This is a genomic window from Sulfitobacter aestuarii, assembly GCF_042685005.1.
Lineage (GTDB): Bacteria > Pseudomonadota > Alphaproteobacteria > Rhodobacterales > Rhodobacteraceae > Sulfitobacter > Sulfitobacter aestuarii.
In genome coordinates this window covers 1-12,501 of sequence record NZ_JBHUMP010000034.1, presented here as the reverse complement: position 1 = coordinate 12,501, position 12,501 = coordinate 1, and the positions used below count along the sequence as shown (strand labels likewise).

General features: G+C 58.7%; 13 protein-coding genes and 2 pseudogenes. 12 read left to right on the top strand and 3 right to left on the bottom strand.

Going from position 1 to position 12,501, the window contains the following annotated elements; genetic code table 11:
- Positions 1-196: 196 nt before the first annotated feature.
- The 12 genes and pseudogenes from ACFSUD_RS18845 to ACFSUD_RS18790 all read left to right on the top strand — a co-directional run.
- Positions 197-438: pseudogene (locus tag ACFSUD_RS18845) on the top strand (transposase); the annotation flags it as partial.
- Positions 439-750: 312 nt separating this feature from the next.
- Entirely contained in the window at positions 751-1,263 is a 513-nt protein-coding gene (locus ACFSUD_RS18840; RefSeq protein ID WP_386376050.1) for a TRAP transporter small permease, read from the top strand.
- 16 nt (positions 1,264-1,279) lie between these two features.
- Entirely contained in the window at positions 1,280-2,584 is a 1,305-nt protein-coding gene (locus ACFSUD_RS18835) for a TRAP transporter large permease (protein ID WP_386376049.1), read from the top strand.
- Between the two features lie 57 nt (positions 2,585-2,641).
- Positions 2,642-4,879 carry an alpha-ketoacid dehydrogenase subunit alpha/beta gene (locus tag ACFSUD_RS18830; protein WP_386376048.1) on the top strand — a complete coding sequence of 746 codons (2,238 nt, stop codon included), beginning with the start codon at positions 2,642-2,644 and terminating at the stop codon, positions 4,877-4,879.
- Positions 4,876-5,337 (top strand): VOC family protein, encoded by a 462-nt coding sequence (locus tag ACFSUD_RS18825; RefSeq protein ID WP_386376047.1) that lies wholly within the window; start codon positions 4,876-4,878, stop codon positions 5,335-5,337. The genes ACFSUD_RS18830 and ACFSUD_RS18825 overlap by 4 nt, the downstream gene beginning before the upstream one ends.
- On the top strand, positions 5,334-6,299 hold the full coding sequence (locus tag ACFSUD_RS18820; protein WP_386376046.1) for an NAD(P)-dependent oxidoreductase: 966 nt from the start codon (positions 5,334-5,336) through the stop codon (positions 6,297-6,299). Before ACFSUD_RS18825 ends, ACFSUD_RS18820 begins: the two co-directional genes overlap by 4 nt.
- A complete protein-coding gene (locus tag ACFSUD_RS18815; protein WP_386376045.1) occupies positions 6,259-6,534 on the top strand; it encodes a hypothetical protein in 276 nt (91 codons plus the stop codon). The genes ACFSUD_RS18820 and ACFSUD_RS18815 overlap by 41 nt, the downstream gene beginning before the upstream one ends.
- Before the next feature lie 31 nt (positions 6,535-6,565).
- Entirely contained in the window at positions 6,566-7,726 is a 1,161-nt protein-coding gene (locus tag ACFSUD_RS18810) for a TRAP transporter substrate-binding protein (protein WP_386376044.1), read from the top strand.
- A 122-nt stretch (positions 7,727-7,848) separates the two neighbouring features.
- Positions 7,849-9,171 (top strand): acetoin dehydrogenase dihydrolipoyllysine-residue acetyltransferase subunit, encoded by a 1,323-nt coding sequence (locus ACFSUD_RS18805; RefSeq protein WP_386376043.1) that lies wholly within the window; start codon positions 7,849-7,851, stop codon positions 9,169-9,171.
- Between the two features lie 76 nt (positions 9,172-9,247).
- The gene (locus tag ACFSUD_RS18800; protein WP_386376042.1) at positions 9,248-9,937 is read left to right on the top strand and encodes an SDR family NAD(P)-dependent oxidoreductase; all 690 of its coding nucleotides are present in this window, start codon (positions 9,248-9,250) and stop codon (positions 9,935-9,937) included.
- A gap of 120 nt (positions 9,938-10,057) precedes the next feature.
- Entirely contained in the window at positions 10,058-10,855 is a 798-nt protein-coding gene (locus ACFSUD_RS18795) for an IclR family transcriptional regulator (protein WP_386376041.1), read from the top strand.
- A gap of 53 nt (positions 10,856-10,908) precedes the next feature.
- A pseudogene (locus ACFSUD_RS18790) lies at positions 10,909-11,070 on the top strand (transposase); the annotation flags it as partial.
- Between the two features lie 526 nt (positions 11,071-11,596).
- Here the strand turns inward: ACFSUD_RS18790 and ACFSUD_RS18785 are convergent.
- Genes ACFSUD_RS18785 through ACFSUD_RS18775 form a run of 3 tightly spaced genes read right to left on the bottom strand, consistent with a single transcriptional unit; the run spans position 11,597 to position 12,447 of the window.
- Positions 11,597-11,881 carry a hypothetical protein gene (locus tag ACFSUD_RS18785; protein WP_386376040.1) on the bottom strand — a complete coding sequence of 95 codons (285 nt, stop codon included), beginning with the start codon at positions 11,879-11,881 and terminating at the stop codon, positions 11,597-11,599.
- 42 nt (positions 11,882-11,923) lie between these two features.
- Entirely contained in the window at positions 11,924-12,268 is a 345-nt protein-coding gene (locus ACFSUD_RS18780; protein WP_386376039.1) for a hypothetical protein, read from the bottom strand.
- Between the two features lie 53 nt (positions 12,269-12,321).
- Entirely contained in the window at positions 12,322-12,447 is a 126-nt protein-coding gene (locus ACFSUD_RS18775; RefSeq protein ID WP_386376038.1) for a hypothetical protein, read from the bottom strand.
- Between the last annotated feature and the right edge of the window lie 54 nt (positions 12,448-12,501).

Sequence of the window (12,501 nt, the reverse complement as noted above, 5' to 3'; positions counted from 1 at the left end):
TGGCCACAAACAAAGCAAGATCAACGAGCTGCTACCGTGGAATTACGTCAAATAGGTGGGATCAGCGCACCGCTTACGGACTTTTTTTAGTCCGCGTCGGTCAGGACGTCATGAGCTCGAGAAAAGGGCGTGCAGGCCACCGATGAACGCGTCGCGGAAATCCGCGGGCAGGGTCTGCCGGGCGCGCTGATAGCGCCCGTTAATGCCCGTGGCTAAGCGGGTCGGTCGGCCCAAGACGACCAATCTGCGCGATGTATTTGACGCGATCCTCTACATCGCGACGCCCGGGTGCAGTGGCGAATGTTGACCAATGACTTTTCGCCGGTTTCGACGGTGCGGCGCTACTTCTACGACTGGCACGACAACTACGTATTGAGGAAAGTGAACTGCAAACTCGTCGCGACGGCGCGTGAGGCCGAAGGGCCCGCGGCGAACCCCGACTAATTCAGCAACCTCCTGGTCGCTACAAACACGCGAAAGCGGAAATTGGTGCTTGTGTCTGTCCAAGGCCGAGGGCTTGAAAAAGCATGCACCTCAGCCCGCTTTGGCAGGCGGAGAAAGGGTTCTCATCTGAAAAAAGGAGCAGATCGCAAGAATTATTTGACAGATTATCATTATTAGATAAGCTCCTTATCATTGAGTGATCAATAATTGAAGTTTTGCATCGAAGGAGGGAGGAGCCTTTATGCTGATCTGCGAGGTCTTGATCTGTGGCCGGTACCTGCTCGTACATCGTCTGGTCGACACCCAATGAGCGCGCCGGGCAAAACCCTTGCCGCGATCGAGCGTTTTGCGATGCTCTGGCTATACGCCTTTATCGCGCTAGTGATTGTCATCGAGGTCCTGCGGCGCTTCGTCTTCGACTATTCCTCGATCTGGGGAGAAGAGGCCGCGCGCTACGCCTTTGTCTATCTGGTCTGGATCGGCGCGGCGGTGGGGGTGCGGAACCGCTCCCATATCAGCTTCACGCTTCTGGCTGACATACTGCCGCCTAGACCTGCGACCGTACTATCAATGTTCGGTCATCTCGCAATTCTCGGGTTCGCGATTTTTGCTTGCTACTGGTCGGTGGAGCCGCTGCTGATCTCACTTGAATTCGGCTCGGTTTCGGAAGGCCTGCGCTTGTCCCGCGCCTGGTTCCTCGCGGCAGTGCCTATCGGCTTCACCCTCGTGCTTCTTCGGACTTGCGGCAATCTTGTCGACGATGTGAGGGCATTTCGCGCCAACCGCCGACCTGACGTCGGCGAGAAACTTTTCGACTGATAGAAGGAAGAGGGATTTGCTCTATCAAACGGCGGAATCCGCGTTGGAAATTGGCTGGGAGGTTGCACTCTCCCTCATTCTTTTAGCGGCGCTCTTTCTTATGGCGGTCCCGATCTGGGTTTCGCTTGGAATTACAGCACTTGTCATGCTCTGGCTGACCGATGTGTTGCCATTATCTTTGCTTGGCGAAAGCCTTTTTAGCGGCGTCAATCATTACGCGCTGATCGCCATCCCGCTTTACCTGTTGACCGGTGATGCTCTGGTGCGGACGGGGTTGTCCAAGAAGTTGCTAGATTTTGCCGAAGCTACCATGGGCTCGCTGCGATCCGGCATGGGTACATCAACGGTGCTTGGCTGCGGTTTCTTTTCGAGCATTTCTGGTTCGGATGCAGCAGGCTGCGCCGCAGTTGGCCGCATGACCTTTCCACGTCTGGTTGAGAAAGGCTATCCGCCCGGCTATGCGGCAGCGCTGGTGGCCTCCGGAGCCTGTACCGGCATCCTGATCCCGCCTTCGATCGCCTATATCATCATCGGCATGATCCTCGGAATCTCAGCGGCGAGCCTTTTTGTGGCGGCCATCGTGCCAGGCGTGCTGGTGCTTCTGTCGATCATGATGACCAACATCGCAATCAACCGCCTTAAGGGCTACGAGAACAGTACCAGTACTTTCTCTTTTCGGGTCTGGCTGAAGGCGCTATGGGCCGCGAAATTCGCCCTGTCGATCCCTTTGATTATCCTTGGGGGCATCTATTCAGGCATCTTCACTCCGACCGAAGCTGCTGCTGTCGCTGTCGCGGTGACCTTGGCGATTGGCTTTTATGAAGGCACGATGAGCTTTGGCGAAATCCCGGAGATGCTGTGGAGCTCCGCCAAGGTGAACGGGATCATTGTGCCGATCATTGCGGTGGCACTGCCATTGGCTCAGGCGCTCGCCTTGGTGGAGGTGCCGCAAGGCTTCGCCGCATTGATCCGTTCGATCACCGATGATCCGAACCTTACTATCCTCCTGATGCTCGGAGTTTTCATTTTGGCAGGCTGCATTATGGAGGCGACCCCTAATATCGTGATCCTCGCGCCCATCATGTTTCCTCTAGCGCAAGAAATCGGCATGAACGACTTCCAGTTCTGCATTTTCATGATCACCTCCTTGGGCGTCGGCTTCATTACACCACCGCTAGGGCTCAACCTCTTCGTCATTTCTTCGGTAACCGGCGAATCCATCCTCTCGGTGGCCTCGAAGTCCCTTCCTTATGTCGTGTCGATGTTGGCGGTTGTCCTACTCATCGCCTTCGTCCCTGAAATCTCCATCTGGTGGCGTTGAGATATGCGCGCTCCGAACACGGTCGCACTGCGCGGTCAAGAATGAACGAAAGGTAGAATGATGAATGTTTCGGTCGAGGCGCGCCATGCGGACGGCACAGGCAACCTTCAGGCAATAGAGGTCAACACGCCGTGGTGGGAACTCACGGTGACGGATGCGGACACACTTGCGGTGCCGAAACCCCAATTGGCCACGATGCTCGAGCAGCTCTATCTGATCCGGCATTTCGAGGAGCGCCTGCTCGAATTGAGCAAGGAGGGCCTGCTCCATGGACCAGCCCATGCCAGTATCGGTCAGGAGGGGGCTGCGGTCGGATTGATGTCGGCTCTCGAAACAAGCGACAAGATCAACGGCACCCACCGCATGCATCACCAATTCCTATCGAAGGCACTCAATCACGCGATGCTGGAAGGGTACGATCCGCGCGAGCAGGAATTTCCGCAGCAGGCCCAAGAGGTGCTGTTTCAGACCTACTCGGAAATCCTCGGCCTGACACCCGGCTATTGCGGCGGACGCGGGGGGTCGATGCACCTACGCTGGCCCGAGGCGGGAATCCTGGGCTCCAACGCGATCGTGGGGGGGAATATTCCCCATGCAGTCGGCTATGCGCTCGCCGATAAGCTTTCTGGGCGCAAGCACGTCTCGGTGGCATTTTTTGGTGACGGGGCCATGCAGATCGGCACCGCCTATGAGGCGATGAACCTTGCCGCACTTTACAACACCCCGACGATCTTCTGCGTTGAGAACAACCTCTACGCGGTTTCCACCCATGTTTCCGAGCAAACCCGCGAGACCCGGCTCGGCGCCCGTGGCCTGGGGCTTGGCATTCCCTCAATCAGCTTCGATGGCATGGATGTCATCGCCGCGCGACGTGCGATGGAGATTGCCCAAGAGCAGATCGAAAAGTCCGGCGGGCCGGTGCTGATCGAGGCGCGGACCTATCGGCATCTGCACCAATCGGGACCGCTGCGGGGTAGTGCATTCGGCTATCGCGACAAGGAAGAGGAGCAGAGCTGGCTGGAACGCGATCCGGTAAAGGTCTTCCCGGATCAGCTTGAGCGGTTGTCTGTCCTGGACCGGCGCGAAATAGAGACGATCCGTGGTCGGGCCGAAAGCTCTATCGACGAGGTGTTGAGCAGGCTCATTGAAGAACATGAGGGAGAGCGACGTCTGATTCCGACGCTTTGGCCCGATCCGAAGTCGGTAGAGCATGGTATTCGTGGCGATCTGTCAGAATTGCAAGAATGGCGCATCGTGGAAGCAGAGGAGCTGACGGAGAAAAATGGTCGCGAAGCGCGGTTCGTCGATGTCATTTCAGAAGCCATGCTCGGCAATATGGAACGCTTCGACGGGCTGTTCATCATGGGGGAGGATGTGCACCGTTTGCGCGGCGGCACCGCCGGGGCGACCAAGGGCATCGGCGAGAGATACCCGGAGCGCTTGATTGGCACTCCGATCTGCGAGAATGGCTTCACAGGGGTCGCGCTGGGCGCGGCGCTCAATGGCATGCGCCCGGTGGTTGAGATCATGTATCCCGATTTTGCTTTGGTCGCAGCCGATCAGCTATTCAACCAGATCGCCAAGGTCCGGCACATGTTTGGCGGTGACTTTCCGGTGCCAGTGGTAGTCCGGAGCCGGGTAACCCAAGGCACTGGCTATGGCTCTCAACATTCGATGGACGCCGCTGGGCTATTCACGCTTTACCCCGGCTGGCGGGTTGTCGCGGCCTCCACGCCGCATGATTACATCGGACTTCTGAATGCGGCGGTGGCCTGCAATGACCCTGTCCTGGTGCTCGAATATAACCAGCTGTTCCAGAAGAAGGGCATGGTCCCGAAGGATGATTGGGACTTCATCGTTCCCTTTGGCAAGGCCCGAATTGTACGCGGGGGCACCCAGGCCACAATCCTGACCTATGGTCCCATGGTCGATGTTTGCTGCGCCGTAGCCGAGGAGCATGGGCTCGATGCCGAGGTGATTGATCTGCGCACGCTCGACCCTCTGGGGCTCGACTGGGAGACAATCGAGGCCAGCGTGGCTCGAACCAATGCACTGCTGATGGTGGAGCAGACCACGCGCGGTACCTCCATCGGCTCGCGCATCGTTAACGATGCGCAACGGCGGCTATTCAACCTCCTGGACTATGAGATTCTCCATGTCACCGGCACTGAATCTTCGGCAGTGGTGTCGAAAGTGCTTGAAGAAGCGGCCTTCGCCACAGCGGCTGATGTCGAGGCGGCGCTGCGCAAGGTGATAGACGAGCGGAATATCGAAAGGTTGGAGGGGAGCGCATGAGTCTCAAGGATCAGATTCAGACAGTCCATCACACGGCTCTTTCTGTGCGGGACTTCGAACTTATGCGGGATTTCCTGACAGGGTTCATCGGTTTCGAGCTTGAAGGAGAGATGGATAATCGTGGCGAAGAAGCGCTGGGCACCGTGGTGGGGCTGCCGGGGTGCAAAATCCGTTGGGCTATGCTGCGCTTTGGCGCGCACAGGATTGAATTGTTCAAATATTACACGCCTGAAGGCGCAACGGGCGTAGAGCGGCAATGCGACCGGGGTTTCACGCACTTGGCCTTCCAGGTCTCGAATGTGGATGTCGTTCATGAAGCGGCCGTTTCAGCGGGTCATCTACCCATCTCGGCGCCCCAGGTGATGCGCGGCGGAGCAACCAAGGCCTTCTATCTGCACGGGCCGGAGAATGTGGTCTTCGAGTTCATTGAATTCCCGCAGAAGGGCGCAGAAGCATGACCGCGCGCGCGATACCTCAAGTGCCACCCCGCAAGCTTGCATTTATCGGTCTGGGCACGATGGGTTCAGGTATGGCGGCGCGGCTACTCGCGGCTGGGCATGAAGTTCATGGCTATGATCTCGACCGTGAACGGCTTGTGACTTTTTCAGCGCTGGGCGGAATCGCCTGCGAGAGCATCGCCGAGGCCTGCGCAGGCGCCGATTGTGTGATGACAATCCTGCCACGTGACGAGCATGTCCGTACAGTCTGGCTCGGGTCAGGTGGTGTACTTGAAAGCGTTTCCGTAGGCACTCTGCTCATCGAAATGAGCACCATCCTGCCGAAGACGAGCCTTGAACTGCATGAACAGGCCGCTGCAGCAGGGATGCGGATGCTCGACGCCCCGGTGGGGCGCACCCCCCGGGATGCGCAGAATGGCTCCCTGCTGATCATGGCGGGCGGCGCCCGCGAATATTTCGACGAAGCCGAGACTGTCTTTGCGCCGATCGCGGAAAAATCGATCTTTCTCGGTCCGAAGGGTAGCGGCATTCGAATGAAGATAGCCAACAACTACATGTCGATGGTGGGCATGGTGCTGACCGCTGAAACCCTAACCTTGGCGCGCAAGGCCGGAATCGATGCGAGCGCGGCCGTCGAAGTACTGCAGAACACCACGGCCGGAAAAGGGCAGGTCAACGTCAACTATCCGGCAAAAGTGCTGAGCGGCGATGTCAGCCCCGATTTCCCGCTTTCCATGGGCCACAAGGATATTTCTTTGGGACTCACTCTTGGACAGGAATTGGGCGTGCCGCTCCTGCTCGGCGCCTCGGCGCGGGAGCTCTTCGGAATGGCTGCGCCGATGCGGATCGAAGACCTCGATTGCACCGCAATGCTGCTGATTATCGAACGGCTGGCAGGACTGAGCGCCTCCGTCGAGCTGGATGAGCGAGCCCAAGGAGGAAAACCTGATGCGCTTCAATAGACGCCCCCCCGGACAACGGCTCATCGGTTGGGTCGCCTCGGCGATCTTCGCTGTCTTTGTGGCGAACATTCTCATTGCGAAGCTCACGATGCTCGGTGCTTTCACCCTGCCACGCTTGAGCCCGGTGTTGGAATTCGCGCTGCTGATCGCGTCGACCCTGTTCGGCGTATTGTTCCTGCTCAAGGAGGAGCGGCGCTGCGCGTCTGGAGCGGCCGAACTCAATGATGAGAGATGACCAGAAGAAACCATCTAAGGGAGGAAAAATGATGGATAAGTCGAACCTACAAACCCCGCTGCCGACGACGCAGAACCGGCGAGCCTTTCTGAAACTCGCGGGCGGGTCAGGATTTACCGTTGCAGTAGCCGCACTTGGCGCTGGGACCCTGGGTGTGCCCGCTGCGGAGGCGCAGACACGCGCTGAAGAGAGTGAACGCGAAGCGGCAGCCGAACATGTGATGACGATCGCCACAGCCTATCGTCTCGGCACCACCCGCACCTTTCCGGTGATGCAGCTGCAGCTCAAGGAAAACATCCAGAACGCCACCCGCGGCAAGGTCTATGTCCGACTTGTCCCAAATGGTTCGCTGGGTGCCGGGGGCGAGCTGGCGGAGAAAGTCCAGACGGGCACGATTCAGGCCGCACAACATTCGATGTCGAACTTCGCGCCTTTCGCGCCAGCAGTAGACGTCATCAACATTCCCTTCTGGTGTGGCGACAACCGCAAATTTGTCAACCTGGTGACTTCTGATGCCTGGAAAGAAGAAGTTGACGCGCGGGTGGCGGAAAACGGTTTCCAAGTCCTCCTTTATCAGCCGGTAGACCCACGCACCGTGACCCTGCGCAAGGGGCTGCGCGATGAGCCCGTACGCACACCTGAAGACATCAGGGGCATCAAGTTCCGGGTGCCCGGCTCGAAGATCTTGGCGCAGACCTACAGCCTGCTTGGCGCCAATCCGACGCCGATCGCTTGGGGAGAGACTCCTTCCGCGTTGCGCCAGGGCGTTGCCGATGCGTTGGACCCGAATGTAATGGGCCTCAACCTGTTCGGCTTCAAGGATATTGTATCGCATGTGACCTTTACCCGGACCGTGCCTGATGGCGGCGTCTATTCCTGCAACAAAGCTTGGCTCGAAACCCTAGACGCCGACACGCGTGAAGGGATCGAATGGGGCGCGCAGATCACGTTCTTGCAGAACTTGGCGCAGATTCCCTCATCGCGTAACTTTGCAATGAACGAAATGGCTGCAGCGGGGGTTCAGTTCTACTCTCCCTCCAAGGATGAGATGGCGCAATGGGTCGATGCCGCCGGATCGCAAAAACCCGAATGGGACGACACCAAGAAGGAATTGGTGGGCTCCCTCGCTACGTTTGACAAATTGCGGGAAGCGGCCGAGACCGACGGCGAATTCTACGTCCACGACGCCTGAAGCAGAGGCGACACCAATTCTGTCCCCGGCGCTGGTCTGTGCCGGGGAACGATTAGCGCGCGAGCTACGACGATCAGATCGTCGTGCAACGCGACCCTTGAATAACTGGCGGAAGGTTTCTCATGCCCCTTACAGTCACGATGCCGCGTCTCGACAAGGACATGGAAGAAGGAAAGATCGCCCTTTGGCATAAGCAAGAGGGGGATGCAGTAGAGAAAGGCGATGTCCTCTTCGAGATCGAAACCGATAAAGCCGCGGTCGAGGTCGAGGCGGAAGCGACTGGTATTCTGGGGCATGTGGTCGCCGAGGAAATGAGCCTAGTGCCGGTCGACCATCCCGTGGCTTGGATTTATGCCGAAGGTGAGAAGATCGGCGCAAGACCTGTAGCAACGATGGACAAGCCTGCGCAGGCCGAGCCGGAGGTGGATACTGCGAAGCCGCCACCCACTGCCCAATCTGCGCAGCCCGCTCAAGAGGGGCAAGCGCGGCGCTTCGCCACCCCGGCGGCGCTTGAAGCGTTAGAGGATGTTGGGCTTAAGCTGCAAGACATCAAAGGAACGGGACCGGGCAATCGGGTCCAGAAATCCGATGTGCTCATGGCGGCAAGGCTAGGCGCGCTGGGTGGAGACAACGCAGCGCCGAGGGCTCCAGCCGAAACGCATGAACCAGCGCCGCTTCATCCTTCAGACGAGTCCGGCCCGCTGATGGTGACCTCCGCAGGCAAGGACAAGCAGCTGCCGATGGTCATGATCCACGGATTTCTCGCCGATGCCACCGGATGGGAAAAATTGGCCCGCCCCCTGGAGGCCCACCGCCGGGTTCATAGGATTGAGCTACCCTGTCACGGCCGCTCGCCCCGACGCCGCATCACCGGTTTTGCCGAGCTCGCCGCCGAACTGCGTCATGCCTTTGATGCCATTGACCTCGAGCGATGCCATCTCGTCGGTCATTCTCTCGGGGGTGCGTTGGCACTGGCCTTGGCAGACATACGCCCACGCAAGGTTGCCTCCCTGACCCTGATCTCTCCGGCCGGGCTGGGCCCCGAATTCAATGGCGATGCAATCCGGGGGCTTTGCCGGGCAACGCGCAGTGAGAGCATCGGTCCGTGGTTAAAGCTGCTCACCGCCGATCCTGATGCGATCGGGTTTTCCTATATCCAGGCAGTTGCGGCTGCGCGGAACGATGCGGAACTCCGCGCCGCTCAGCTTGCAATGGGGGATCAGTTGTTTCCCGACGGGGTGCAGGGGTTCGATCTAAACGCAGCTCTGCAACGTCTAACCGCCCCGACGCGGATCATCTGGGGGCGGCAGGACGCGATCATCCCTTGGCGACATGCCTTACGCGCTCCCGGCCATGTCTCGCTCAACCTTTTCGAAGATGCCGGACACATGCCGCACTACGAAATCCCTGAGAAGATCGAACCGCTGCTGCGCGCATTGCCCTGATTGCCGCAATTAATACGCGCCATGTAACAACGAAATCGGAGCTCAGCTCTGATCTAATAATAACGAGGTACAAGACATGACAGAACGAGTGGCGCTCATATCGGGAGCCAGCGGCGGAATCGGCTCCTGTGTCGCGAGACTGTTAGTGGAAAACGGATGGCACCTGTCTCTCGGTGCCCGGGATGCCGCTGCCTTGCAGAAAGCTTTTCCGGAAGCCCAAGTGGTTCGCCATGACGCAATGGCGGGCGACGAGGACGATTGGGTTGCGCAGGCCAAACAACATTACGGACGGATCGACGCCGTGATATGCGCGGCAGGCGTGCTGGTAGCAGATGACGTGGTGCATATTTCCGACGAGGCTTTTGGGCATATGTGGGAGGTGAACGTCAATTCGCCGCGGCGCTTGGTGCGCGCCGCTTGGTCGAACCTGATTAACTGCGGCGCTGGGCGTATTGTGACGCTTGTCTCGCTCTCGGGTAAACGGGTGCGATCGGCCCCGAGCGCCTCCTATGCTGTGAGCAAACATGCGGCCTTGGCGCTGACCCACGGCTTCCGGCACGAGGGCTGGCAGCATGGTATCCGCGCGACTTCCATTTGCCCGGGCCGGGTCAGAACAGAGATGACGCGCGCTGTGACCGACCTGACGCCGGAAGAAATGACACAGCCCGAAGATGTGGCCGCGATGGTTCGATTGGCGCTCGATATGCCCAATACTGCAGCATTGGCCGAAATGACGGTCAATTGCGAGCTTGAGGATCAATTTTGATCCGCCGGGGCAGCAGGCTCTGAACTGTGCGCCGCTGGGATATTGATGCTGCGGCTGTTATGCCACGTCCGACGGGCATAGTTCAGATAGCGAGTTGCCAATGGCAATGCGGAGCTGGGGATGGAGACTGATATGCAGAGCGAGCCGGAGAATGTTGAAAACGAAGTCGGGACCAGCACTGTGGGTAAGGCGTTCCAAATTATCAGCGCTGTGACCGCCGCGCCCAATCATCATGCTACGGTGGCCGAAATCTCCGAGAAGCTTGCTCTGCCTCGACCGACCGCGAACAGGCTAATTAGCAACCTGATCAAGCTCGGCCTGCTGAAACGCGAAGGGGGTGGTCTACGTATCATCGAAGGCGATCGTTTGGTGCAAATGTCATCTGCCGTCCTCGAGGGCGCGGCACGACGCGGGCCTCGTCACGAAGTGCTGCGCCAATTGGTAATCGAAACCCGAGAAACCGCCAACGTCGGTACCCTGTCGGACGGGGAGGTACTCTATCTCGACCGGTTCGAAGCGGTCTGGCCGCTCGCTTTGCGTCTAGAGGTCGGCAGTCGCGTTCCGATCTATTGCTCGGCGATCGGCAAGCTGATGCTGAGCCGGATGCCGCCAACACAGCGGCGAAAGTTTCTTGACGCGTTAGTTCTGACACCACGAACCGAAAATACCATTACCAGCCGCGACGTGCTGGAAGGCGAGCTCGATAACATCGCGAACACGGGTTTTGCTGTTGACGACGAAGAGTGTTTTAACGGCGTCATCGGTATCGCGGTGGCTGTCGAGTCCCAACACGCCATCCCAAATCTTGGTCTTTCGCTGGTGGCTCCGAGCGGGCGCCAGACCATCGCGCAAATGCAGGGATTTCTGCCTGCTCTGCAGGCCGCTGCCGTCAGGCTCGCTCATTGCTATACGACGTGAGCGAGGTATAGGTGCGCGCGTTGCTTGCGCTGCGAACTCATTGGAAGGTCATTTCCATCAGGAGGTTGCTTTGGGAGAAAGGGCTGTTCGGGTTGCCGCTCCCGCAGACAGCCGGGTTCGTGGAGAGTCTGTTGCAGCTCGTCGGACTGGACTGGGCGGAGCCCGACTACAACGTGAGCCTGCCATATCGCGGCGGACTCAGCACGCTGAACCTGTCTCAACAGCAGGACTAGCGCAGACAGCCTCAGCGCGGCAGGAGGGGATCGGCGAGGCGCCTACCTCGGGACGATCATGACTTTCTGATCATCGAGGAGACGAAAGCATGGTGCGCAAGATGCCGGGAAAGGCGCGCGTCGATCGGCACGACCACGCTACGGTCCCTTTGGTCTATGTTTCCCTCGCTGATCGCAATTACCTATCCGCTTAACGCGGAGTGGTATTTTATGTGGTATACGACTACTGAAGAACATTTTTTGGTGGCAAATACAGAGCTCTAATCTACAAGTAGGTATGATCCTCGGTCCGCCACTACCTCCCTCAAATGCCTGTAATACAATGGGTATTTATCTGTCTTGTCTAAGGACGATCAAGTCTTAGACAATTTGACCCTAACCGCCCGTTTCCGTCTCATTGCAGCTTTCTTGTGTCGTGGCCAATTATTTGGCGCGGTGTTGCCGTGATGCGACGGGTAAAACGGCCAGCAGGGCCGCGACGAGCGCGCCCCTGCGATGATATTGGTGCTCAGACTTCCAGAAACTTACCCGTCATCAACACGGAGGATTCCGGGCTTAGCAAACGCCGCTTTTCGGCTTGCTTGGTGTAGTGCTCAATTTCTTTGAGCGTCTCATGTCCGCTCCAAGCCGCGATCTGATGGATGTTCGCGCCGCGCTCGGCGTGAAGGATCATGCGGCTTTTCCGAAGCCCATGAGATGTCTTGCCCTCGGGCACACGTGCCATCTGGGCCCGTTCCGAGAACCACTGCGATGCGCCCTTGCTGGAGCGGGGCTTACCGTGCTCAGTAAGCATGAACGTGCCCTTCCGGGGGCTCATGTCCCTCCACCGATCGTGTCAGTTGGTCGATCGAAGGCGGTTCACCGCCCTCGTGAGGAAGGTTGGTTCGGGCTCGCGATGAATGGCTTCAAAGCCACCGCGCACGTGATTGTCTTCGCCCTGCCAGTAGACATGCGTTCCGGCCTCGATCTGCTGGGTGAGCAACTCACCGAATGTCACGAGTTCCCGAAGGGCGTCCTCCTCCAGGACCGTTCCGCGTTCGATACGCCGGGTGAGGCTGGCGGCGAAGCTCCTTTTCGAGGCAGGCAGCAGCGGAATGACAGTGTCGCGGAGTTCGTCCGCGACGATATGCGCCTGCATGATCGTCAGGGCCGCCAGCCGCGTAACCATATCGGGTGACATCTCGACCCCGTCGACGAGCTCGGAAAGGCGGGGCAAAGCGCGAGTTCCGACCCTCATGCCGCCGTCCTCCGGCCAACCTGTTCCATTTCGGGCGCGTCCACCTCGCCGCAGGCGTCGAGCAGGTCGCTCAACTGATCGGCCAGGAAGCAGATCTCCTGTAAGCGTTTCCTGCCTGCCACCTTCCGTCTGTCATCATGATGGGTTCATTGGACCCTATTGATTGTTGGACTGGA

Bases quoted from the DNA above. Each gene is read 5' to 3' on its own strand.
- ACFSUD_RS18795 (WP_386376041.1), top strand. From the start codon at position 10,058: ATGGAGACTGATATGCAGAGCGAGCCGGAGAATGTTGAAAACGAAGTC.
- ACFSUD_RS18780 (WP_386376039.1), bottom strand. From the start codon at position 12,268: ATGTCACCCGATATGGTTACGCGGCTGGCGGCCCTGACGATCATGCAG.
- ACFSUD_RS18825 (WP_386376047.1), top strand. From the start codon at position 4,876: ATGAGTCTCAAGGATCAGATTCAGACAGTCCATCACACGGCTCTTTCT.
- ACFSUD_RS18830 (WP_386376048.1), top strand. From the start codon at position 2,642: ATGATGAATGTTTCGGTCGAGGCGCGCCATGCGGACGGCACAGGCAAC.
- ACFSUD_RS18805 (WP_386376043.1), top strand. From the start codon at position 7,849: ATGCCCCTTACAGTCACGATGCCGCGTCTCGACAAGGACATGGAAGAA.
- ACFSUD_RS18815 (WP_386376045.1), top strand. From the start codon at position 6,259: ATGAGCGAGCCCAAGGAGGAAAACCTGATGCGCTTCAATAGACGCCCC.
- ACFSUD_RS18840 (WP_386376050.1), top strand. From the start codon at position 751: ATGAGCGCGCCGGGCAAAACCCTTGCCGCGATCGAGCGTTTTGCGATG.
- ACFSUD_RS18785 (WP_386376040.1), bottom strand. From the start codon at position 11,881: ATGCTTACTGAGCACGGTAAGCCCCGCTCCAGCAAGGGCGCATCGCAG.
- ACFSUD_RS18820 (WP_386376046.1), top strand. From the start codon at position 5,334: ATGACCGCGCGCGCGATACCTCAAGTGCCACCCCGCAAGCTTGCATTT.
- ACFSUD_RS18800 (WP_386376042.1), top strand. From the start codon at position 9,248: ATGACAGAACGAGTGGCGCTCATATCGGGAGCCAGCGGCGGAATCGGC.
- ACFSUD_RS18810 (WP_386376044.1), top strand. From the start codon at position 6,566: ATGGATAAGTCGAACCTACAAACCCCGCTGCCGACGACGCAGAACCGG.